The organism is Leifsonia sp. RCC_180 (assembly GCF_058138205.1).
Genome location: NZ_CP200340.1, coordinates 1,407,511 through 1,429,929, shown reverse-complemented (window position 1 = coordinate 1,429,929; position 22,419 = coordinate 1,407,511). Strand labels below are relative to the sequence as shown.

The 22,419-nt window shown below is 71.1% G+C and carries 21 protein-coding genes; 10 read left to right on the top strand and 11 right to left on the bottom strand.

Translation table 11 applies throughout. From position 1 onward, the window contains the following. Nucleotides 1-25: 25 nt before the first annotated feature. Complete coding sequence (locus tag AB7E03_RS07015) at nucleotides 26-793, top strand: SDR family oxidoreductase (protein ID WP_489940534.1); 768 nt, start codon at nucleotides 26-28, stop codon at nucleotides 791-793. A gap of 18 nt (nucleotides 794-811) precedes the next feature. On the opposite strand, the gene hrpA is transcribed toward AB7E03_RS07015, so the two are convergent. Continuing rightward, nucleotides 812-4,684: an ATP-dependent RNA helicase HrpA gene (gene hrpA / locus AB7E03_RS07010; RefSeq protein ID WP_489940532.1), complete on the bottom strand. Its 3,873-nt coding sequence runs from the start codon at nucleotides 4,682-4,684 to the stop codon at nucleotides 812-814. 296 nt (nucleotides 4,685-4,980) lie between these two features. Between hrpA and AB7E03_RS07005 the strand changes: the two genes are divergently transcribed. Genes AB7E03_RS07005 through AB7E03_RS06990 form a run of 4 tightly spaced genes read left to right on the top strand, consistent with a single transcriptional unit; the run spans nucleotide 4,981 to nucleotide 9,822 of the window. Next, nucleotides 4,981-6,555: a long-chain-fatty-acid--CoA ligase gene (locus tag AB7E03_RS07005; RefSeq protein ID WP_489940530.1), complete on the top strand. Its 1,575-nt coding sequence runs from the start codon at nucleotides 4,981-4,983 to the stop codon at nucleotides 6,553-6,555. A 28-nt stretch (nucleotides 6,556-6,583) separates the two neighbouring features. Then, a complete protein-coding gene (locus tag AB7E03_RS07000) occupies nucleotides 6,584-7,417 on the top strand; it encodes an aldo/keto reductase (RefSeq protein ID WP_489940528.1) in 834 nt (277 codons plus the stop codon). 57 nt (nucleotides 7,418-7,474) lie between these two features. Beyond that, nucleotides 7,475-7,885 (top strand): hypothetical protein, encoded by a 411-nt coding sequence (locus AB7E03_RS06995; protein WP_489940526.1) that lies wholly within the window; start codon nucleotides 7,475-7,477, stop codon nucleotides 7,883-7,885. Between the two features lie 44 nt (nucleotides 7,886-7,929). Beyond that, a complete protein-coding gene (locus tag AB7E03_RS06990; RefSeq protein ID WP_489940524.1) occupies nucleotides 7,930-9,822 on the top strand; it encodes a thioredoxin domain-containing protein in 1,893 nt (630 codons plus the stop codon). Here AB7E03_RS06990 and AB7E03_RS06985 read toward each other — a convergent pair. The 4 genes from AB7E03_RS06985 to AB7E03_RS06970 form a co-directional block, all read right to left on the bottom strand. Further along, entirely contained in the window at nucleotides 9,800-10,411 is a 612-nt protein-coding gene (locus AB7E03_RS06985; protein WP_489940522.1) for a dihydrofolate reductase family protein, read from the bottom strand. The genes AB7E03_RS06990 and AB7E03_RS06985 overlap by 23 nt on opposite strands. 13 nt (nucleotides 10,412-10,424) lie before the next feature. Then, on the bottom strand, nucleotides 10,425-10,760 hold the full coding sequence (locus AB7E03_RS06980; protein WP_441781643.1) for a hypothetical protein: 336 nt from the start codon (nucleotides 10,758-10,760) through the stop codon (nucleotides 10,425-10,427). A gap of 252 nt (nucleotides 10,761-11,012) precedes the next feature. Next, nucleotides 11,013-11,906, bottom strand: a complete 894-nt coding sequence (locus AB7E03_RS06975) for an aminodeoxychorismate lyase (RefSeq protein ID WP_489940520.1) — start codon at nucleotides 11,904-11,906, stop codon at nucleotides 11,013-11,015. 29 nt (nucleotides 11,907-11,935) lie between these two features. Beyond that, nucleotides 11,936-12,190 carry an acylphosphatase gene (locus AB7E03_RS06970; protein WP_489940518.1) on the bottom strand — a complete coding sequence of 85 codons (255 nt, stop codon included), beginning with the start codon at nucleotides 12,188-12,190 and terminating at the stop codon, nucleotides 11,936-11,938. 92 nt (nucleotides 12,191-12,282) lie between these two features. Here AB7E03_RS06970 and AB7E03_RS06965 point away from each other — a divergent pair, with 92 nt between their 5' ends. Then, entirely contained in the window at nucleotides 12,283-13,821 is a 1,539-nt protein-coding gene (locus tag AB7E03_RS06965) for a DUF7059 domain-containing protein (RefSeq protein WP_489940516.1), read from the top strand. Nucleotides 13,822-13,824: 3 nt separating this feature from the next. Here AB7E03_RS06965 and AB7E03_RS06960 read toward each other — a convergent pair whose 3' ends face one another. Then, the gene (locus AB7E03_RS06960) at nucleotides 13,825-14,328 is read right to left on the bottom strand and encodes a metallophosphoesterase family protein (protein ID WP_489940514.1); all 504 of its coding nucleotides are present in this window, start codon (nucleotides 14,326-14,328) and stop codon (nucleotides 13,825-13,827) included. A 48-nt stretch (nucleotides 14,329-14,376) separates the two neighbouring features. On the opposite strand from AB7E03_RS06960, the gene AB7E03_RS06955 reads away from it, so the two are divergent. Further along, complete coding sequence (locus tag AB7E03_RS06955; protein WP_489940512.1) at nucleotides 14,377-15,408, top strand: aldo/keto reductase; 1,032 nt, start codon at nucleotides 14,377-14,379, stop codon at nucleotides 15,406-15,408. Between the two features lie 13 nt (nucleotides 15,409-15,421). On the opposite strand, the gene AB7E03_RS06950 is transcribed toward AB7E03_RS06955, so the two are convergent. Further along, entirely contained in the window at nucleotides 15,422-15,871 is a 450-nt protein-coding gene (locus AB7E03_RS06950) for a WapI family immunity protein (RefSeq protein ID WP_489940510.1), read from the bottom strand. After that, nucleotides 15,868-16,470 (bottom strand): NADPH-dependent FMN reductase, encoded by a 603-nt coding sequence (locus tag AB7E03_RS06945; RefSeq protein WP_489940508.1) that lies wholly within the window; start codon nucleotides 16,468-16,470, stop codon nucleotides 15,868-15,870. Before AB7E03_RS06945 ends, AB7E03_RS06950 begins: the two co-directional genes overlap by 4 nt. A gap of 138 nt (nucleotides 16,471-16,608) precedes the next feature. Here AB7E03_RS06945 and AB7E03_RS06940 point away from each other — a divergent pair, with 138 nt between their 5' ends. Further along, nucleotides 16,609-16,851, top strand: a complete 243-nt coding sequence (locus AB7E03_RS06940) for a hypothetical protein (protein WP_489940506.1) — start codon at nucleotides 16,609-16,611, stop codon at nucleotides 16,849-16,851. Between the two features lie 85 nt (nucleotides 16,852-16,936). Further along, a complete protein-coding gene (locus AB7E03_RS06935; protein WP_489940504.1) occupies nucleotides 16,937-19,930 on the top strand; it encodes a helix-turn-helix transcriptional regulator in 2,994 nt (997 codons plus the stop codon). 28 nt (nucleotides 19,931-19,958) lie between these two features. On the opposite strand, the gene AB7E03_RS06930 is transcribed toward AB7E03_RS06935, so the two are convergent. After that, nucleotides 19,959-20,405: a TraR/DksA family transcriptional regulator gene (locus AB7E03_RS06930; protein ID WP_489940502.1), complete on the bottom strand. Its 447-nt coding sequence runs from the start codon at nucleotides 20,403-20,405 to the stop codon at nucleotides 19,959-19,961. Between the two features lie 95 nt (nucleotides 20,406-20,500). Here AB7E03_RS06930 and AB7E03_RS06925 point away from each other — a divergent pair, with 95 nt between their 5' ends. Beyond that, the gene (locus tag AB7E03_RS06925; protein WP_489940500.1) at nucleotides 20,501-20,791 is read left to right on the top strand and encodes a hypothetical protein; all 291 of its coding nucleotides are present in this window, start codon (nucleotides 20,501-20,503) and stop codon (nucleotides 20,789-20,791) included. A gap of 41 nt (nucleotides 20,792-20,832) precedes the next feature. Here AB7E03_RS06925 and AB7E03_RS06920 read toward each other — a convergent pair whose 3' ends face one another. Both AB7E03_RS06920 and AB7E03_RS06915 read right to left on the bottom strand, forming a co-directional pair. After that, nucleotides 20,833-21,321 (bottom strand): glutathione peroxidase, encoded by a 489-nt coding sequence (locus AB7E03_RS06920; protein ID WP_489940498.1) that lies wholly within the window; start codon nucleotides 21,319-21,321, stop codon nucleotides 20,833-20,835. A 66-nt stretch (nucleotides 21,322-21,387) separates the two neighbouring features. Then, nucleotides 21,388-22,371, bottom strand: coding sequence for a sulfurtransferase (locus AB7E03_RS06915; RefSeq protein ID WP_489940496.1), 984 nt, complete (start codon nucleotides 22,369-22,371; stop codon nucleotides 21,388-21,390). Nucleotides 22,372-22,419: the final 48 nt, after the last annotated feature.

The window sequence follows — 22,419 nt, the reverse complement described above, 5'->3', positions numbered from 1 at the left end:
ACTCCGGAGCCGATAGCATCGCGGGATGGATGCGATGCGGCCGGTGGTATTGGTGACGGGTGCGAGCAGGCCGGAGTCGATCGGCGCCGCCATCGCACGGAAGCAGGCATCTCTCGGCTGGGATGTCGCGTTCGCGTTCTGGGACGACTACGACGCTTCGATGCCGTGGGGCGCGCACGAGCGGGCGCACGACGTGTTCGCCGACGAACTCCGGGCGCTCGGTGCTCGCGCCCTCCCGGTCGCCGTGGATCTGTCGCACCCGGACGCGCCCGCGCTCGCCCTGAATCGGGTACGCGCCGCCCTCGGGCCCATCCAGGCGCTGGTCGCCAGCCATGCGCATTCCGTCGACAGCGGGATCCTCGACACCAGCGTCGAGGCCTTCGACCGGCATTTCGCGGTAAACACCCGCGGCACCTGGCTTCTCATCAAGGCGTTCGCCGAGCAGTACTCGTCCGGCTTCGGTCTGGGCCGCATCGTGGCGCTGACCAGCGACCACACCGCGCATAACCTGCCGTATGGAGCGAGCAAGGGCGCGCTCGACCGCATCGTGAGGGCGGCTGCTGTTGAGCTGGCCAACCTCGGGATCACGGCCAACCTGGTCAATCCGGGTCCGATCGACACCGGGTGGATGACGTCGGAGCTCGCCGAGCAGCTGGCCGCCGAGACCGCGCTCGGGCGGCTCGGCCGCCCGCAGGACACCGCGGACCTCGTCGCGTTCCTGCTGTCGGTGAGCGGTGGCTGGGTCAACGGCCAGCTCCTGCACTCCAACGGCGGCTTCCACCTCGGCGTCTGACCCGGGTCGAGCCGTGGGTCAGGAGGCGAGGACCTTTCGGATGCGCTGCAGCGAGACCGACTCGGCGGTGCCGAGCGACTGGGCGAACAGCGAGACACGGAACTCTTCGAGCATCCACCGGGCGTGCGCGACGGCGGGCGGCGACCCCGGAGCGAGCGGGATGCGGCCGCCGGCGTCCGTGTAGAGCGCGACCGCCGTCTCCACCTGCGTCTGCCACGCCCGATCGCGTCCCGGATTGGTCGGCAGGGCCTGCATGCGGAGGGAGATGCCGGCGAGGTAGCGCGGAAGCTGGCGCAACTGCTCGAGCCCCGTCGCGGAGACGAAGCCAGGCCCCATCCCGTCAGCCCAGACCAGGCCCCCCAGCTGCCCCTTCGCGTCGTTCAGCGCGGAAAGGTACGTTAGCGCGGTCACCCCGGAGATCGCCTTCTCGGCAGCGCGGGCTGCGGTGAGGATGCGCGTGACGAGCCCGACCGTCTCGAACATCGCATCCATCACGATCGCCGACACGCGGTCTCGGACCGCCTCGAACTCCGCCCGCATGAACAGCTGGCCGTCCGGCTTCATCCGGTACAGCACCGAGTCGACGACGGCGAGCAGGCAGTCGTCGAACAGGGCTTTCGTGTTCGGGTAGGGGCTCGCCGCGAGAGTGAGCTTCTCGGTCGAGGTCAGGTGCTGCTGCACGTAGGCGACGGGCGAGGGGATGCTCGCGAGCAGCAGGCGACGCACCCCGCCGGGCATGGCTGCCGCCTGCTCGGCAGGCGTTCCCATGAGCCGGATGCTGACCGATGCGCCGTCGTCGACCAGCGCCGGGTAGGCACGGATGACGTTCTTCGTGCCGCCCGGGCCGGTGTGCGTGGAGTCGAGGAACCGGGGGAGTTCATCGAAGTCCCAGGCCGTCAGCCCGGTCCGTTCGAGCGCGTTCGGGGTGCGGGCCTCCGCGACGGCGGCGACGGAGTCGCGAGCGCGCGAGCGCAGTCGGTCCTGCAGTGCCGCAAGATCCTTGCCGCTCGCGAGGGTTCGTCCGCGCTCTCCGACGACCTGGAACGTCGGCCGCAGGTGCGCGGGCAGCCGATCCAGGTCGAAGTCGGAGCCGCTCACCCGGGAGCCGGTGAGCCGCGAGATCGTGGCGGCCAGCGTGTCCACCAGGGAGCCGGCCGGGCGCTCGCCTTCGTGGGCGCGCATCCCGGCGGTTGTGGAGAGTTCCCCGAGCAACCTCTGCGCCCAGTCGGCGGCGGGCACGACCTGGCGGCGGATCGCCTTCGGCAGCGACTTGATGAGCGCGGTGACCAGCTCCTGCCGGAGCCCGGGCACCTGCCAGTCGAAGCCGTCGGGCAGCAGCCCCGCGAGCAGTGGCAGCGGCACCTGCACGGTCACGCCGTCGTCCTCGGCGCCCGGTTCGAACCGGTAGCGCAGCGTCAGCCGCTGGTCGCCCTGCCGCCACACCGGCGGGAATGCCTCTTCGTCGACATCCGCGGCATCCTCGTCGAGCAGGGCCTCCTGCGTCATCGTCAGGAGGTCCGGCGTCTCCTGCCGGGCCTTCTTCCACCAGCCCTCGAACGACCTGGTCGACACCACATCCGCCGGGATGCGCGCATCGTAGAACTCGAAGACGGCCTCGTCGTCGTTGAGGATGTCGCGGCGGCGGGTCCGCTCTTCGAGCTCGCGCAGCTCGGCCCGCAGCTTCCGGTTGGCGCGGTCAAACGCCTGGTGCGAATCCCATTCGCCGTCGACGAGGGCGTGCCGGATGAACAGTTCGCGCGACAGCGGAGCGTCGATCCTCGCATACTGGACGCGGCGCCGCGGGATGATCGGCACGCCGAACAGGGTCACCCGCTCGTATGCGACGACCGAGCCCTGGCTCTTCTCCCAGTGCGGCTCGCTGTACTGGCGCTTGCAGAGGTCGCCGGCGATCGGCTCCGCCCAGGCCGGGTCGATGGAAGCGTTCATCCGCGCGAAGAGCCGGGATGTCTCCACGAGTTCCGCGCTCATCACCGCGTTGGGCTGCTTCTTCGCGAGCGTCGAGCCGGGGAAGATCACGAAGCGGGTCTGCCGCGCGCCGAGGTATTCCGAGAAACGCGCACCGCGCGCCCCGCCCTTATTGCCGGACTCCCGCACATCCTTCAACCCGATGTGCGAGAGCAGGCCGGCGAGCAGCGAGCGGTGGATGCCGTCCGGGTTCACGGACGGCTCCCCCATCGTGAGGCCGAGCGGCTTCGCGAGCTGACGCAGCTGGCGGTAGACGTCCTGCCATTCGCGCACCCGAAGGAAGTTGAGGAACTCGGCCTTGCACATCCGCCGGAAGGCGCTCGAGGACAGCTCCTTCTGCTGCTCCTCCAGGTAGTTCCAGAGGTTCAGCAGGGTGAGGAAGTCGCTGGTCGGGTCGGCGAAGCGGGCGTGCTTCTCATCGGCCGAGCCGCGCCTCTCGACGGGGCGCTCGCGTGGATCCTGGATCGTGAGTCCAGCGACGATCGCCATGACCTCGCGGGAGGTGTTGTGGCGCTTGGATTCGACCACCATGCGCGCGAAGCGCGGGTCGATCGGCAGCTGCGCCAGCTGGCGCCCCACCTTCGTGAGCTCATTCCCGCTCTTCGCTACGGTGATCGCGCCAAGCTCGGTGAGCAGGTCGAGGCCGTCCTTGATGCCGCGTGAGTCGGGCGGGGTGAGGAACGGGAAGGCGGCGATGTCGCCGAGCCCGAGCGAGATCATCTGCAGGATGACGGCCGCGAGGTTGGTCCGCAGGATCTCGGGCTCGGTGAACTCCGGACGCTTTGCGAAGTCCTCCTCCGAGTACAGCCGGATGGCGATGCCGTCGCTGGTGCGGCCGGAGCGGCCCGACCGCTGGTTCGCGCTCGCCTGCGAGATGGCCTCGATCGGCAGCCGCTGCACCTTGGCGCGTGTGCTGTAGCGGCTGATGCGCGCCGTTCCCGCATCCACCACGTACTTGATGCCCGGCACGGTGAGGCTGGTCTCGGCGACGTTGGTGGCGAGCACGACCCGACGCCGGATGCCGGGCGTGGTCGACCGCTGGAAGACACGGTGCTGCTCGGCGGAGGAGAGGCGGCCGTACAGCGGCAGCACTTCGGTTCCGGGCAGATTGCGGCCGCGGATGGCGTCGGCCGCATCCCGGATCTCGTTCTCACCGGAGAGGAAGACGAGGACGTCGCCTGCGGCCTCCCGTGCCAGTTCGTCGAGAGCGTCGTTGATGCCCTGCAGGTAGTCGCGGTCGGCAGAGGGGATGGGATCCGGGTCGTCCTCGTCGTCCTCCAGTGCCTCCGCGACGAGAGGCCGGTAGCGGACCTCGACCGGGTACGTGCGGCCGGAGACCTCGATGATCGGCGCGGGTGTTCCGTCGGCCCAAGCGAAGTGCTCGGCGAAGCTCTGCGGGTCGATCGTCGCCGAGGTGATGATCAGTTTGAGGTCGGGACGCTGCGGCAGCAGTTGCTTCAGGTACCCGAGCAGGAAGTCGATGTTGAGGCTGCGCTCGTGCGCCTCGTCGATGATGATCGTGTCGTAGGCCCGCAGCATCCGGTCGCGGCGCAGCTCGTTGAGCAGGATGCCGTCGGTCATCAGCTTGATGCGGGTGGCGCGCGACACCTTGTCGGTGAAGCGGACCTGGTAGCCGACGAGTTCGCCGACCGCCTGCCCGAGCTCTTCGGCGATGCGTTCGGCGATCGTGCGCGCGGCGAGGCGCCGGGGCTGTGTGTGCCCGATGCTGGTGCGGCCGAGCTCCAGGGCGATCTTCGGGAGCTGCGTGGTCTTGCCGGAACCGGTCGCTCCCGCCACGATCACGACCTGGTTGTCGCGGATGGCGCGCGCGATGTCGTCCCGCATCCGGCTGACCGGCAGCTCGGGCGGGAAGACGATGCGGGGGAGGGTCGCGGTGGTCGACATGAGCCCTCCAGTCTATCCGCGAACGCGCCCCATGCCGCCCGTGCGTCGCGGGAGTTTCCGCTGCCCTTTGTAACGTCTGCGCCTGGGCGCGCAGCGTCACTTGTGACAAACGGCAGCATTGGCGAGGTGGCGAGGTGGCGAGGTGGCGAGGTGGCGAGGTGGCGAGGTGGCGAGGTGGCGAGGTGGGCGGTCCGCGAACGCGCCCCGCCCGGGGGCGTTGCCCTCCGCACGCGGGTGACGTAGGTTCGCCTCAACCCGAAAAGAGGGTCCGGCGTCGATGGAGACGAGGAGAACCCATGAGTCACGGCTATGCCACCATGTCGGTCGCGAGCATCCTGGCGGAGACAGCGCAGCGAATGCCCGACAGCGTCGCCCTGATCTTCGCCGGGCAGGAGATCCGGTACGGCGAACTCTGGGAGCAGACCCTGCGGTACGCAGGCGCACTCCGCGACCTCGGCGTCGAGCCGGGCGACAAAGTGGCCCTGATGCTCCCGAACGTGCCCGACTTCCCACGGGCCTACTACGCGGTGCTCGCCCTCGGGGCCGTGGTGGTGCCGGTGCACGCGCTGCTGAAGGCGGAGGAGATCGCCTACGTCCTCAAGGACTCCGACGCGTCGTTGCTGATCTGCGCGGCCCCGCTACTCGGCGAGGGCGCTCCAGGCGCCGGGCTCGCCGGCATCCCGACCGTGTCGGTTCTGGTTCCGGATGCCATGGTGCAGCAGGCGCCGTTCCCGCGGGTGGAGGACCTCGCGGCCGTCACCGAGCCGGTCGACACGTACGTTCCGCGCGATCCGTTCGACACCGCGACGATCCTGTACACGAGCGGGACCACAGGCAAGCCGAAGGGCGCGGAGGGCTGCCACTTCTCGCTGGTGGAACAGGTCAACGTGCTCCTCCAGGGGACGCTCGACCTGACGCCGGACGACCACATCCTGGGCTGCCTGCCGCTGTTCCACACGTTCGGGCAGACCTGCGTGATGAACATGGGCTTCCGCGCGGGCGCCGCCGTGGTGCTGGTGCCGAAGTTCGACGGCGCGACGGCGCTGGAGCTGCTCAACACGCACGCCTGCACCATCATGACCGGCGTCCCGACCATGTACATCGCCCTGCTGGAGGCGGCGAAGGGCAACCCGGAGCGGCCGCCGCTGCGCTATGGGATGAGCGGCGGCGCGGCCATCCCCGTCGCCGTCATCGAGCGCATGAAGGAGGTCTACGGAATCGACGTGCACGAGGGATACGGGCTCACCGAGACCTCGCCCGTCGCCTCCTTCAACCACCGGGGCCGACCGACCCGCGTCGGCACGGTCGGCACGCCGATCTGGGGCGTGGATGTGGAGATCGCCGACGCCGAGGTGGACGACAGGATCGGGCTGCTGCCGCGGGGAGAGCTGGGCGAGATCGTCGTGCGCGGCCACAACCTGATGAAGGGCTACCTGAACCTGCCCGAGGCGAACGCCGAGGCGGTCGTCGACGGCTGGTTCCGGACCGGCGACCTCGGCACCAAGAGCGACGACGACTACATCACGATCGTCGACCGCAAGAAGGACATGATCGTGCGCAACGGCTACAACGTGTACCCGCGGGAGGTGGAGGAGGTGCTGTCCACCCATCCGGCTGTCGCGATGGTGGCCGTGTTCGGGGTGGCGCACGAGACGCACGGGCAGGAGATCATGGCCGTCGTCACCCTCATGCCCGGGAGCGAGGCCAATCCGGACGAACTGGTCGTGTTCGCACAGGAGAAGGTGGCGGCGTACAAGTTCCCGCGGCGGGTCGAGATTCTGGAGGCGCTGCCGCTGGGCCCGAGCGGGAAGGTGCTGAAGCGGGAGCTGGTGGCGCGGTTCGAGGCGGAGGGCGCGCAGCCGGTCGGCTGATCCGTTCGCCCCTGGTACCGTGGCGGATATGGTTGCACACGCAAATACCCCGCTCCTGACCCTGAACAACGGGACGACCATCCCGCAGCTCGGATTCGGCGTCTTCAAGGTCGACCCGGCCGAGACGACGCGGATCGTGACCGACGCGCTCGCGGTCGGCTACCGTCACCTCGACACCGCCGCCATCTACCGCAACGAGGAGGGCGTCGGCCGTGCGATCGCCGAGTCCGGCATCCCGCGCGACGAGCTCTTCGTCACCACCAAGCTGTGGAACGACCGCCACACGGACGGCGAGGCCGCTTTCGAGGAGTCCCTCGAAAAGCTCGGGCTCGACTACGTCGATCTGTACCTGATCCACTGGCCGAAGCCGCAGCAGGACACCTTCGTGCAGGCGTGGAAGTCGCTGGAGAAGATCTACGCGAGCGGTCGGGCGAAGGCCATCGGCGTCTCCAACTTCCTGGTGCCGCACCTGCAGAAGCTGCTCGCGGAAACCGACATCGTTCCGGCCGTCAACCAGATCGAGCTGCACCCCGCGCACCAGCAGCCCGAAGTGACCGCGTTCTCGCGCGAGCAGGGCATCGAGATCGAGGCGTGGGGACCGCTCGGCCAGGGCAAGTACCCGCTGTTCGAGACGCCCGAGGTGTCGCAGGCCGCCGGCGCGCATGGCAAGACTCCGGCGCAGGTCGTCATCCGCTGGCACCTGCAGACCGGCAACATCGTCTTCCCGAAGTCGAACCGGCGGGAGCGCATGGTCGAGAACTTCGACGTCTTCGACTTTGAGCTGACCGCTGACGAGGTGGCCGCGATCAGCTCGCTCGAGCGCGAAGGACGCGTCAGCGCGCACCCCAACGAGGTCAACTGAGACCCGGCCGGGAGGGCGCGGCGTAGCGATGTCGGCTCTCCCGGCTAGGCTCGTGGGGTGAGGATCACGACGGTCACGGGGAAGATCAGCTACATCGTCGGCGTGTTCGCGCTCATCCTCATCCTGAACGTCTTCATCTTCAACCGATTGGTGAACCCGACGTTCGACGTGATGATCGTCGCCGCGCTGAACATCGCCTACGTCGTGGTCGGCGTCCGCATCTTCCGGGGAGCGGACGAGAACCGCACCGATCCGCGGCCGTGGTGGCGTGCAACGGCGCGCCCGGCAGCCGGCTTCTGGATCGGCGGTGGGCTCGCCGTCGCCGCGTTCATCTCGTGCGTCGGCGCGCTGGCGAGCGACCCGGAGGACGCGTTCATCCCCTCCATCTCGTGCCTCAGCTACGCCGTGCTCGCCGCCTTCTACCTGAACTCGTCGGTGCGGCTACGCGGGATGGACACGGTCGGCTGACCGCCCGGGGTTCCGTTCGGGTCCCCCGGTCGTAGGGTGAGCCCATGGCGAATCGGCTCGCGGATGCGATCAGTCCCTACCTGCGCGCGCACGCGGACAATCCGGTCGACTGGTTCCCGTGGGGCGCCGAGGCGTTCGCCGAGGCACGCCGACGGGATGCGCCCGTCATGGTGTCGATCGGCTACGCCACCTGCCACTGGTGCCACGTCATGGCGCGGGAGAGTTTCAGCGATCCGGTCACGGCCGAGGAGCTGAACGCCCGGTTCGTGGCGATCAAGGTCGACCGGGAGGAGCATCCCGAGGTCGACGCCGCGTACCTGTCGGCGGCGAGCGCGTTCACCGGCAACCTCGGCTGGCCCCTCACCGTGTTCGCGACGCCCGACGGCAAGGCGTTCTTCGCCGGCACCTACTTCCCGCCGCAGCCGGTGGCCGGGCGCGCGTCATTCCGGCAGGTGCTCGATGCGGTGTGGGATGCGTGGACGGCGCGTCGCGCCGAGGTGGAGGCGGATGCCGGGAAGGTGCAGGCGGCCCTCGCCGCAGCGGCCGAAGCGGCGACCTCCGTGTCGGATCTTCCGGGCGGCGCTGAGCTGGATGCGGCGGTCGCCCAGCTGGCCGAGGCGGAGGATCCCGAGTTCGGAGGCTTCGGCGGCGCGCCGAAGTTCCCGGTGGCGCCGACGCTCGACTTCCTGCTGGCCCGGCCCTCCGGTCACGAGCTCGCGGCGCGGACGTTGCGCCGGATGGCCGAGTCGCCGCTGCGCGACCCGGTCGACGGCGGGTTCTTCCGCTATGCGACGAGACGCGATTGGAGCGAGCCGCACTACGAGCGGATGCTGTACGACAACGCGCTCCTCCTCGATGCGTACGCGCGCGCCTGGCAGCAGACCGGCGAGGAGTGGGCGGAGCGCACGGCAGACGGGATCGCTTCCTTCCTGCTCGACGTACTGCGGCAGCCGTCCGGCGGGTTCGCGTCGGCGCAGGACTCCGAGAGCACGATCGACGGCGCCCGGGTGGAGGGCACGTACTACACGCTTCCGGTCGCCGAGCGGGCGCAGCTGGATCCGCCTCCGCTGGACGCGAAGGTGCTGACCGGCTGGAACGGCTTCGCGATCGGCGCGCTGTCGCGGGCCGGACGCATCCTGAACCGTCCGGCGTGGCTGGCGGCGGCGCGGAAGGCGGCGGATGCAGTGCTCACCCGCCATCGCCGCGACGACGGGACGCTGCTGCGCACCTCGCTCGGCGACCGGAGCTCGGAGGCCGGCGCGACGCTCGAAGACTACGGCGGCCTGGCGTCTGGACTTCTGGAGCTGGCGCTCGCAGCCGGGGACGCCGCGGCTGCAGCATCCGCTCGGGACCTGGTCGACCTGTGCCTGGACGCCGCGGGCGAGGCGACGTGCCCGTTCGAGACGCCCGGTGGTGGCGACCCGGTGCTCGAAGCGACGGGCCTTGCCGTGCACGTCGACCCTTCGGAGGGCGCCTACCCCTCGGGCCTGTCGTCGCTGGCGCAGGCGGCGCACACGCTGTACCTGCTGACGGGCGAGCGGCGGTACGAGCGCGCCGCGCGCGAGGGGATGCGGCTGGTCGCCGCGCAGGCGGTCCGGGTGCCGAGCGCGTTCGGGACCTCGCTCGCGCTGATGTCGGGGCTCGCGGCGGAGGCCGAGCAGCTCGTCGTCGTGCTTCCGGAGGCGGCGGACGGTGGGGACGGAGCGGCGAGTGCCGGCTCCGCATCCGACCTCGTGTCCGCCGCGCGCCGGCACAGCGCAGCATTGGTCGCCTTCGCCAGCGAAGGGCAGGCCGAGGCGCTGGTCGCCGACGGTTTCACGCTGTTCGAAGGGCGCACTACGCGGGACGGGCTACCGACCGCCTACCTGTGCCGCGAGTTCGTCTGCCGCCTCCCGGCGACGACGCCCCAGGAGCTCAGTGCAGCACGCGGTACGTGAGGTGTGCGACCTCGGGTGTCACCCGCTCACGCACCAGCTGCAGATCGAGTGACGGGACGCGGTCGAAGACGCGCTCGCCGGCGCCGAGGGTGATCGGGACGATGTGCAGCCGCAGCTCGTCGACGACGCCCGCCCAGAGCGCCTGGTTGAGGGTCTCGGCGCCGCCGGCGATAGAGACGTCCGCGTCGCCTGCGAGCGCGCGGGCCTGATCCACCGCCGAATGGATGCCGTCGGTGACGAAGATGAAGGTCGTACCGGTCAGCTCCAAGGGCTCCCGCTCGTAGTGGGTCAGCACGAAGACGGGCGCATGGTACGGCGGCTCGGCACCCCACCAGCCGGCCCAGTCGCCGAGCGGCTCACCGGGGGCGGGCCACTCGTGCCGAACCGGTCCGAACATATTGCGGCCCATCACGTAGGCGCCGGCGGCCGTGATGGCGTCGATCTCCTCGGTGTGCGCGTCGGCGTACTCGAACATCCACGTGTGCAGGCGCCCGTCGACGCCCTCGCCCATCGGCTGCTCGAGCGACTGGTTGGGGCCGGCGGCGAAGCCGTCGAGCGAGATTCCGATGTCCGCGGTGACGATTCCCATGCCCGCAGGGTAGTCAGGCGCGCTCGACCTTGTCGAGCATCCCCCACACCGCTTCGCTGAGTTCGGGATGCTCGAGGGCGATGCGGCGCAGCACTCCGTACTCGAACCGCGTGAACACGTCGCGGCCGGCGGAGGGATGGTGAGCCCGCGACTGCTCCTCGGCGAGGTCGAACGCCTCGATCGCGGTCGCCCGGAGGCTGATCACCACCTGCTCATCGACGCTCGGAAGGTCGGGGATGAACTGCCAGGGGTCTTCGCCCGCGCGGCAGCGGTGCTCGATGATCGCGGAGAGCTCGTCGCGCGCCTGCTGGCGCAGCAACTCGATGCTGCGGGGCACCTGATGGGTCATCTCGCGCCCTCCTTCCCCGGGTCGTGGACGGGCTCTGCGCCGTACGCCCGGGCTCCGTCGCCCGCGCGGTGCGTACAGCCTAGGCGCTGCCGCCGACACGGCGCGAATCAGGGTGCAACGATTCGTCTAGCTGGCGTCTGGGTGTCGTCGCGGCGTCGTCGCGGCGTCATTCTGGGAGCGGCCTACCGTCGTCCCGGGAGCGGCCCGGCGTCATCCGGCGTCACGCGCGGTCCGGCAGCGCGCCGGGCCGGGTCATTCGGTCCGTGCGAGGAGATACGCGTTCAGCTCGGCGGTGAGTGCCGAATCAACCGGGTACTCGCGGTCGTCGAGGTGCGTGACCGGGGCTGCCTGACGGACGCTGGAGACCAGCCAGATCGCGTCGGCGGCGATCACGTCGTCGAGGGTGAGCGGGGCGAACTCGGTGCGCAACCCGCGCGCCGTGAAGAAGTCGAACACCGCGGCCTGCGTGGTGCCGGCGAGGATGCCCTGCTCGGTGTCGGGGGTGCGCACCACGCCGTCCTTGAGGGTCACGACGTTGGAGGTCGGACCTTCGAGGGCGAAGCCGTCGCTGCTCACGAAGAGGACGTCGTCCGCTCCGCGGCGGACGGCCTCGCGCTGCGCGGCGCGGTTGACCGCATACGAGAGGGTCTTCGCCCCGGCGAGCAGCCACGGGGAGGTGGCTGCCACGTCGTGGCGGACGCCCCGGTCGAGCGCGACGACGCGGATGCCGAGTCGCGCCTGCGAGAAGTCCTCGCCGAGGTCGACGAACAGCCAGCCGCTGGGCCGGCCCGACCCCTCGACCCCGCGGCTGTAGATCAGCTTCGCGTAGAGCTCCGCATCGCCGCCGCCGTTGCGGGTCAGGTAGTCGGCGACACCGGCGCGCACGGCCTCCCGCCAGACGTCGAGCGCGGGCGCCGGAAGGTCGAGAAGCTCGGCCGAGTGGGCGAGCCGGGCCAGGTGCGGCTCGAGCGCCTGCGGGTGCCCGTCGATGACGGCGACGGTCTCGAACACCCCGTCGCCGCGGGTGACCGACAGGTCGGTGACGCGCACCTGCGGCGCGGCGAAGTCGGAGACCACGAAGCCGGGGTCGCCCGCCCCCGGCGTCCCGGTCGGAGTGGTGATGGTCAGTAGTGTGGCGCGCGTCATGGCTCCCATTCTGCCCCGCAGGATGCGAGTCAGGCGGTTTCGTGGATGCGGAACGCGTCGTCGCCGGTCGGGGGGAGGTCGGAGACCTCGACCGCGGCCACCGCAGCGCCGGGCGGGCCGGTGCGCAGCCAGTCGAGCATCTCCTCGACCTGCTCCGGCGAACCCTCCAGCTCGACCTCGACGGTTCCGTCGAGGCGGTTGCGGGCCCATCCCGTCACCTCCAGGCGCTGCGCGGCCTCCCGCGCGCCCCAGCGGAAGCCGACACCCTGCACGCCACCGGTCACGATCGCTCTCCTACGGATCACACGCCCATTGTGCTCCCCGCATCCCTCCGTGAGTGACTGCTGCGCGGCGGCGCATGCGCTTCAATGGAGGGATGACCGCACCGGCCGCCGAACGCATCCCCGACCTCCGGTCCGACCTGATCGGCGCCGGGCTGACCGTCGACGCCCTGACCGCGCTGTGGGGCGAGGAGGCGGCGGAAGCGCTGCACCGAGGCCAGCGGACCCCGGCCGAGCGTGCGCTCGCGCGGCGCGAGCCGTCGGCGCTGGCGACCCTCGCTCGGCTGTTCGTGCTCGGCCGGCCGGTGCCGCAGGCGGAGGCGGCCGCGGCGCTGCCGGCCCTGGGCGTCGCGGGCGCGATCGAGCTCGGTCTCCTGGCGCTCGACGAGAGCACCGGCACCGCTGCTCCGGCCGTCGACCTCCGTCCATACGGTTTCGTGGATGCCGCAGGTCCAGCAGAGTGGTGGATCGTCTCCGACCTCGGCGAACTGGCGCTCGGGCATGCGCTGCCGGAGGACCACGTTCTCGGCGTCGGCGGCGCCTCCCTGACCCTCAGCGGCCTGATGCTGCAGACGCCGGTCGACACGGCGCTCGACCTGGGAACGGGATGCGGCATCCAGGCGATGCACGCCGCCCGGCACGCCCGCCGCGTCGTCGCGACCGACATCTCGCCGCGCGCCCTGCGGCTGGCCGCCCTCAACCTCGCCCTGAACGAGATCGACGGCGTCAAGCTGCGGCTCGGCAGCATGTTCGAGCCGGTGGCGGGGGAGCGGTTCGACCACATCGTGTCCAACCCGCCGTTCGTGATCACGCCGCGCGTCGAGGGCGTTCCCGCCTACGAGTACCGCGACGGCGGCCTGATCGGCGACGCCCTGGTCGCCTCGTTCGTGAGCGGCTGCGGCGAGCACCTCGCGCCTGGCGGGGTCGCGCAGCTGCTCGGCAACTGGGAGTACCGCGGCCCGGGCGACGGGCTCGAGCGGGTGCGCGACTGGGTGGATGCGTCCCCGGTGCCACTCGACGCCTGGGTGATCGAGCGCGACATCGAGGACGCGGTGCGCTACTCGGAGACGTGGATCCGCGATGGAGGCACCCGGCCCGGCACGCCGGAGTTCGACCAGCTGATGAACGCGTGGCTCGACGATTTCGAGCGGCGGGATGTGCGGTCCGTCGGTTTCGGCTACCTCCTCCTCCGACGCCCCGCGGGCATGCCGGCGGGCATCCCGACACTGCGCCGGTTCGAGCGGCTGCACGGATCGCTCGGCGCCAACGAGGCGGGCCTCGGCGTGCACCTGGGCGAGGCGCTGGCCGCGCACGACCTCCAAGCCGCGCTCGACGATGACGAACTCGCGCGGCTGCGGCCGGTGGTCGCGGGCGACGTCACCGAGGAGCGGCACTTCTGGCCCGGCGCAGAGTCGCCGACGGCGATCCTGCTGCGGCAGGGCGGCGGCTTCGGCCGGGTCATCTCGGCGGATACAGGGCTGGCGGCGCTGGTCGGCGCCTGCGACGGCGAGCTCTCGGTCGGCGCCATCGCGGCAGCCCTCGCCCAGCTGCTGGAGGTCGACGAGAACGAGCTCGCGCTCGAGCTGCTCACCGCAGTACGCGCCCTCCTCGTGGACGGCTTCCTGCGCGCGTAAGGATCACAGGCCTCGGTCGACGGGAACGAGCGCGACCGCATCCATTCGCCCGTCGACGACCTCTGCGGTGAGGTAGGTGCCCACCGGCTGTCGACGGCGGTCGGTCGGCGACCCGGGGTTCAGCAGGCGCAGGCCGCGCGGCGAGACGGTGTCCCACGGGATGTGGGAGTGCCCGAACACGAGCACGTCGAAGTCGGGAAAGTCGCGCTCGCACCGCGCCTCGCGGCCGGTCGCCGGCCCCGTCTCGTGGATGACCGCGAAGCGGACGCCGCCGAGCTCCACCCGGGCGACCTCCGGCAGCCGGCGGCGCAGCTCGGGGCCGTCGTTGTTGCCGTAGACGCCGACCAGGCGCCGCGAGCGCTCCTCCAGCAGGTCGAGCGTCGCCGCATCCACCCAGTCTCCGGCGTGGATGACGACATCGGCCGCATCCACAGCCGCGAGCACCTGCGCGGGCAGCGACCGGGCGCGCTTCGGGACGTGCGTGTCGGAGATCAGAAGCAGCTTCACGAAGGCACACAGTACGCAAACCCGCGGGACGGGGCTACTTTTCGCGTTATGGATCTACGCAACCTCGGAAACAGTGGAACGATCGTGTCGGAGTTCGCCCTCGGCACCATGACCTTCGGCGCGGAGGCCGACGAGCAGACTTCGCACGCCATCCTGGAGCGCTACCTGGAGAGCGGTGGCAACTTCATCGACACCGCCGACGTGTACAGCGCCGGAACCTCGGAGTCGATCATCGGACGGTGGCTCGCCCGCAACCCCGGGCGCCGCGAGGAGGTCGTCATCGCGACCAAGGGACGTTTCCCGATGGGCGAGAAACCCAACCAACTGGGCCTGTCGCGGACGCACCTGCGGTACGCGCTCGACGCATCCCTCCGTCGGCTCGGTGTCGACCACATCGACCTCTACCAGATGCACGCATGGGATGCGCTGACGCCGATCGAGGAGACCCTGCGGTTCCTCGACGATGCCGTCACGGCGGGCAAGATCTCGTACTACGGCTTCTCCAACTACCTCGGCTGGCAGCTGACGAAGGCGGTGCAGGTCGCGCGCGCCGAGGGATGGGCGCCGCCGGTCACGCTGCAGCCGCAGTACAGCCTCATCGTGCGCGGCATCGAGCACGAGGTGGTGCCGGCCGCGCTGGATGCGGGCGTCGGGCTGCTGCCCTGGTCGCCGCTCGCGGGCGGCTGGCTGAGCGGGAAGTACCGCCGCGATGAGCCGCCGACCGGCGCCACGCGCCTCGGCGAGAACCCGACCCGCGGGATGGAGGCGTGGGAGGCGCGCAACGCCGACCCGCGCACGTGGGAGATCATCGACGCCGTGGACGCGGTCGCTCAGGAGACCGGCGCGTCGGCGTCGCAGGTGTCGCTGGCGTGGCTGAGCAACCGCCCCGCGGTGACCTCCGTCATCCTCGGCGCCCGCACGGTTGAGCAGCTCGTGGACAATCTCGGCGCGGCTGACCTGGAGCTCACGGACGCCCAACGCACCCGGCTGGACGAGGCGAGCACCCCGCACACGGACATCTACCCGTACGGCGAGCAGGCGGTGCAGCAGCGGCACCGCAAGCGCGAGGGCGGTCGCTAGTACAGGGCGGCTGCTAGCGCAGGTCGTCGAGCTCGCGGAGGAGGTCGCGCGCCGCGGCGGTGACCTCCTCCTGCGGAGCGCGCAGGCCGATGACTACGTCCGCGGTGCGATCGGCCGCCGCGACCACGTCGGCGGTGCGGTCGCCCGCCGCGACCATCCGGAGCAGCGCGATCCGCAGCTCCACGGTGCCGCCCGGGATGCGGTGGCCGCTCATCGACAGGGCGTTCGACGCGAACGTGAGCGCGGTCCACTCGTCGGCCGCTGCGGTCGTGTCCTCGGCGATCCCGGCCAGCCACGCGGCGAGGTCTCGCGCCTCCCTCGAGGTCAGGCACGCCTCGGTGAGGGTCCAGCGCCGGTCGCCGTCGTCGACCGCGGCCTCGACGACCACGCGGTCGCCGTCCGCGTCGCGCGCCGACGGCCGCAGTTCGACCCCGCGACCGCCTCCCTCGTCCTGCAGTCTCACGATGCGCTCGGCACCACCGTCAGCACGCGTTCGATGTACTCGAAGAACGCATTCATGTAGCTGCGGAGGAACTCCTCCGTGCCGGGATCGGTGACCGTGCCGTCCTCCTCGATGAGGCCGGGCCGCATCCAGATGTAGGCCTCCGGCGCGTTCATCTGCGGCGCCTGCAGGAAGCTGAGGATGCTGCGCAGATGCTGCTGGCCGACCGCCGTCCCGATCTGGCCGGGGGATGCCCCGATCACGGCCGTTGCCTTCCGCGCGATCACGTTCTCGCCGTACGGCCGGCTCGCCCAGTCGATCGCGTTCTTCAGCGCGCCGGGGATCGACCGGTTGTATTCGGGCGTGATGAAGAGCAGCGCATCCTGCTGGGCGATCAGCGCTTTGAACTCGCGCGGCTCGGGCGGGAAGTCGCCGTCGAGGTCGCGGTTATAGAGGGGAAGGCCGCCGATGGGGATCTCGGTGAAGGTGAGGTCGGACGGCGCGAGTTTCAGCAGGGCCCGGGAGAGCGTCCGGTTGACGGAGGTCGCGGACAGACTGCCCACGAAGTAACCGACCGCGTACGGGGGCTGGAGTTCGTTGATGGTCGCCATGGGTGCCATGCTGCCCCGCGCCGTGCGGAGTGTGAAGCCCTGAGGTGGTGGTGGGTGAAGGAAGGGGCCGGAATAGGGCATCTTCCCGATGTCCGGTGGGGGCCTTAGCGAGCAGTCTGAGGTCATCGCAGGAGAGGGAGCGGGAAAATGATGTTCGAGGAATTCGTTGATTTCCGGGTCAATGCAGGGGACGCGGTTCGCCAGGAGCGCGAGCGTGAACAGGCGCGGCAGGTGGAGGAGCACGGCCGGTGGCTTCGGTCGGCGGCACGGCGGATGCGCCCGGTCGCCGCGAGGTCGGGTGCGGTGCAGCCCGTGGCGGAGCGCCCTGTCGCGGCTGCCGTCGTAGAGGTTACGGAGCACGAGCGGGAGCTCGCCCACGCCGTCCGGTGAGGGCGGCGGGGGTGCGCCGTCTGCTCGCCGCGAAGCCGCCGATTCGGACCGCTCGAATGTCGGTGGTCGGTGGCACGATGAAGTCATGCGAGCAGCGGCGGCGAGCACCACACTGGTCGGGCGGGAGTCCGACCTCGAGGCGCTGAGCGCAGCGCTTCGCACGGCCGCGTCGGGCGACCCGCAGGCCGTGGTGATCGGGGGAGAAGCGGGGATCGGCAAGTCCCGCGTCGTCGAGGAGTTCCTGGCCGCGCAGGAGTCGCTGTCCGACGTCGGATCGGGCGCCGGCCAGGAATCGGCGGCGATCGTGCTCGTGGGCCGGTGCGTCGATCTGGGAGACGACGGGGCGCCGTACGCACCGTTCGCGGCGGTACTGCGCCGGCTCATCCAGACGGTGGGGCTGGAACGGGTGCTGGATGCGGCCGGCTCGGGTGCGGGAGTGCTGTCGGCGCTGCTGCCCGAACTCGCGGACGAGTCCGCTGTTCCGCCGCGGACCGGCGCTGAGAGGCTGTACGAACTGGTCACGGTGCTGCTCGAGAAGCTGTCCGCCGAGCGGCCGGTGATCCTCGCGATCGAAGACTTGCACTGGGCCGATCGATCGACCCTCGAGCTGCTCCGGTTCATCGTGCGGATGGCGGAAGGCGGCCGGCTGCTGGTGCTCCTCACCTATCGGAGCGACGAAGTGCCGCGGGGTCACATCCTCCGATCGTGGCTGCCCGAACTCGACCGCACGCGCCGGGTGACCCGCTGGGAGCTGGCCCGGCTCGACCGGGAGCAGATCGGCGAGCTCGTCGAGGAGCTGCTCGGGCGCACACCGGACGAGGAGTCGTTGCAGCGGGTGGCGGAGCTCAGCGAGGGCGTCCCGTTCTTTGTCGAGGAGCTCGTGGGCATCGACGGCCTGCGCTCCGGCGACGACCTGCCCGAGACCTTGCGCGAGTTGGTGCTGGCGCGGTTCGAGCGGCTCAGCGACCCGGCGCAGCGGCTGTTGCGCGTCCTCGCGGCCGGCGGCGTCTGCGTGACGCACGAGCTGCTCGCGGCGGTCTTCGAGGGCACCCCCGACGAGTTGGATGCCGCGGCCCGGGAGGCGGTCATGGCGAACCTGCTCTCGGCCGACTCCACCGAGTACTCGTTCCGGCACGCGCTGGTGCGCGAGGCCATCCACGCCGACCTGCTTCCCGGTGAGCGCACGCGTTTCCACACCCGGTATGCGGAGGCGCTGGAGGCGAGCCCGCAGCGCTCCGCCGTGCAGTTGTCGGCGCACTGGCTGGCCGCGCACGACCTGCGCCGCGCGTTCGTCGCCTCGGTGGAGGCCATGGAGGAGGCGCGACGGTCGTATGCCTACGCGACCGCCGCTGCGATGGGCGATCGCGTGCTGGAGCTGTGGGACAGCGTCCCGGACGCGGAACAGCTCAGCGGCCGCGACCGCGTCGCCGTGATCGCGAAGACCGCATCGGCGCTGCGGAACGCCGGCAACAGCGAGCGGGCGCTCGCCCTCGTCGAGGTGGCCCTGGCCGAGGCGGACGACCTCGCTCCGTCGCGCCGGGCGCGGCTGCTCCGCGACAAGGGGCAGTACCTCGCCAACCTCAACCGTCCGGGGAGCGCCGATCTGCTGGAGCAGGCGCTCGAGCTGGTGCCGCCTGGCGCCGTGCCCGCGGGCGACCCGCTGCGACCGCACCTGCTGACCGAGCTGGCAGCGCAGCGGATGCTGGCGGGCACCTTCGGCTCTGCCATCGACACCGCGCGCGCGGCCATCGCCGAAGCGGAGCAGGCGGCGCCGCCGATGCGCTCGGTTGCGCACAACATCCTGGCCGCCTCGCTCATCGAATACGGGCAGATCGAGGAAGGATTCGCCGAGTTCGACGTCGCCGGCGAGTTGGCGGCGGGAGATGCCGGAGCGACCCTGCGGTACGCGGTCAATGCATCGGACGCCCTCAACTCGGTCGGCCAGTACGCGGCGGCGGTCCGCCTCGCCGAATCCGGCGTCGAGCGCGCTCGTGAGCGGGGGGTGGAGCGCACCTCCGGCGTGTGGCTCGCGGCCAACACGGCCGAGCCGCTGATCGCCCTCGGGCAGTTCGACCGCGCGGAGGAGATGCTGCGGATCGCGCTCGGCTCCGACGACCGTACCGGTGTCACCGCACAACTGCAGCGCGCCCGGCTGTGGGTCTGGCACGGCGAGCCGCAGCGGGCCGACGCCTTGCTGCGAAGGATGCGCACGGCGCTCCGCGCGCTCGCCGAACTGGAACAGCAGACGCGGCTCGCGGTGGCACGGGCCACCGCCGAGGTGGCGATCGCCCTCGGCGACTTCGAGCGTGCCTGGGCGGAGACCCGCGGAATCGGCGCCCCGCCGTTCCGGTCACTGCCGGGCTACGACCTCCCGGTGCTCGCATCCGCAGCGCGCGCCCTGACCGAACTGGCGATGCGGGATGCCATGGCCGACGGTCAGCCGCTCGACGTGCCGGCCGAGGTGCAGCGGCTCGCGGAGGTGCTCGCGCCGCTCCGCGACTGGCCCACGGCGCGGGTCTGGTCGCCGGTGATCGAGGCGGAGCTCGCGACCGCCCGGGCGGCGGTCGCGGTGAGGTCCGACAGCGCCGACCGTGCCAATGGCGCCGACCGTACGGACCGCGCCGAGCGCTTCGCCGAGGCCGTCGTGGCCTGGGAGCGCGCCGCCGTCGACACCGCCGACGCCCTCGCGCCCGTGCACCTGCACCCGTATGCCCTGCTGCGGGCGGCCCGGGTCGCCCTCGCGGCGGGCGACCGGGCACGGGCGGACGTTCTCGTCACCCAGGCCCGGGCGCTGGCCGAGACGGGAGGAATCCGGGTCCTGGTGGCCGCGGCAGACGACCTGTCCGCGCATCCCGCAGGCCGTTCGGCTGCCTCCGCGACCGCGCACGGCCAGCCGTTGACCGAGCGCGAGGAGCAGGTGCTCGCCCTGATCGAACAGGGCCTCAGTAACAAGCAGATCGGCGAGCGGCTCTACATCAGCGCCAAGACCGCGAGCGTGCACGTGTCCAGCATCCTGCGCAAGGTCGGCGCGTCGAGTCGCACGGAAGCGGTGTACCGGGCGTCGCGTCCGATCCCCTGACCCCGGCCATGGAGCCGCGGCGCCGGTGTCAGCTCTCGACGGCGACTGCGCAGCGAATGCAGAACTCGGCGGTCGGCCGCGCTCGCAGGCGATCGACGCCGATCGCCTCACCGCACCGCGTGCACACCCCGTAGGTGCCGTGAGCCATGCGTTCGAGGGCGGCGTCCACCGCCACGATGTCGTGCGCGGCATCCGACCGCAGCGCTTGCAGCCGGCTCCACTCGGAGGACAGCGTCGGACCCTCCGGATCGTGCTCGTCGTCCGCCGTCGACTCCGACCGGGACGCCAGCAGCCCACCCAGCGACTCCGCCATCCGCTGCGCCTCGGCGACATCGCTGCGCCGCCGTTCGTGCAGCAGGGCCGCAAGCTCCTGGCGCTCCTCGGCGGTGAGGACGTCGACGTCCTTCAGAACCGTCAGTTCGCCGGTCTCCGGCTCGTCTGTCCGCATCCGCTCATCCATCCGTGCTTCCTGCATCAGTGCATCCCTTCCGATCCCCCGACCGCACCTGATCGAGTCAGGGTACGCCCGCCCGGCCGGATCTGCGGCCGCGACGCGCGTAGGCTCAGCGGGTGCCCTCCTTCCGCGTCATCGTTGCCGTCGGCCGCTTGCACCCGGGAGTGGACCCCACGACGATCGAGCCCACAGCCGCCGCTGCGACCAGTGAACTCGCCGTCGTCGAGGCGTCAAGTGTGGACGTCGTCGCGGGCGAGGCGCGGCTCACCATCCGGTTCACCGAGGACTCGGCGCGCACGGCATTCCGGGTCGCCGAGCACACCGTGGCGCGCATCCGCACGGTCGCCGACACCGGCGCGTGGCGGCTCACCGAGCGCGTGGGCGGACGGTGGTTCCGGCGCGCCTGAGCGGCGGGACTGGAGCGCGGCAGCGCGGCAGCGCCGGCAGCTCACGCAGCCGCGGGCAGCGACTCCTCGATGAGGCCGACGATCGCCGGGTCGTCCGGCTCCGTCTGCGGCCGGAAGCGGTGCACGGCGCCGTCCGGTGTGACGACGAACTTCTCGAAGTTCCACTTCACCCGGCCCGCCTTGCCCTCGCCGTCGGGCGACTTCGTCAGCTCCTGATAGAGGGGATGGGCGTTCCGCCCGTTGAGGCGCACCTTCTCCATCATCGGAAACGTGACGCCCCACGTCGTGGAGCAGTACTCCTTGATGGCGTCGGTGGAGTTGAGTTCCTGCAGGAACTGGTTGCTCGGGAACCCGACCACGGTGAATCCGCGGTCGCCGTAGGTCTTCTGCAGCTGCTCCAGCTTCTCGTATTGGGGTGCGAGCCCGCACCGGGAGGCGACATTGACGACGAGGATGACCTGCCCCGCATATGCGGAGAGGGTGGTCTGCTCGCCATCGATGGTGTGGAAGGGGATGTCCATCACGGTCATGATGGAGAGCGTATTGTGCTTCGCTTCGAGCCGCCTAGGAGTCTGATGCGCTCGCTGGGGGTCCGCTCAGGCGGCGGAGGCGACGGGCGCGGCCGGGTCCGCCGTCCACTCGGAGAGGGAACCGTCGTAGAGCAGCACGTCGTCCCTCCCGAGCAGCGCGAGGGCGAGCGCGTCGGCGGCCGCGGCGATTCCTGCGCCGCAGTAAGCGACGATGGGCCCGGGCGCCTCCAGTACGTCGGCGAAGACCGTACGCAACTCCGCCGTGGGCAGGACGGCGTTGCTCTCCCGATCGACCAGGCGCACGGCGGGAGCGCTGACGCTGCCCGGGATGTGGCGGGCGGCGAAATCGCGGGGCGCGGTGCCGCACACCAGCGTTCCGGTGCGTACGCCGGCGACGATGGCTGCGACATCCGCCGTCTCCACCCAGAATCCGGGCAACTCGCGGGGCACGAACGTGCCCTCGGCGGCGGTGCCGGGGGGTTCGGTCACATCGGCCGCTGCGACGGTTGCCGCTGGGCCACGCTCGACGGGACGCCCCTCGGCGCGCCACTTCACCGCTCCGCCATCGAGCACGGCGACGCGATCGTGCCCGAAGGAGCGGAGGAGGTACCACAATCGCGCGGCCCACTGCCCGACCGCCGCGTCGTACACGACGACCGTCGTGCCGGCCCGAATGCCAAGCGCAGCGCTCGCTGCCGCGAAGGCCTCCGCATCCGGCCGGGTGAACGGGAAGCGGCCCGCTGGATCGCTGAACCGGTCGAGCACCTCCGCGAACACGGCGCCCGGGATGTGTCCCTCCGTCACGAACTCCTCGAGCCCGCTGCGGTAGGCAGCACCTCCCTCCGCCGAGCGGGAGGGCACCACCGTCGCGTCGACGATGACGAGCCCGTCGGCGCCCAGGTGGTCGGCCAGCCACTGCGTCGAGACGAGCGGGCCGTCGAGCGCGGCGGCCAGCGCGGCGGATGCGAAGTCGGGGTCGAGGTCCGGGTCGGGGACACGCAGCGCGCCGGAGTCGGACGGGAGGTCGGATACGAGGTCGGTCGTGGTCACCCGCTCACGCTAACGGCGACCTCCGACGCCGGGAACGACGACCGCAAT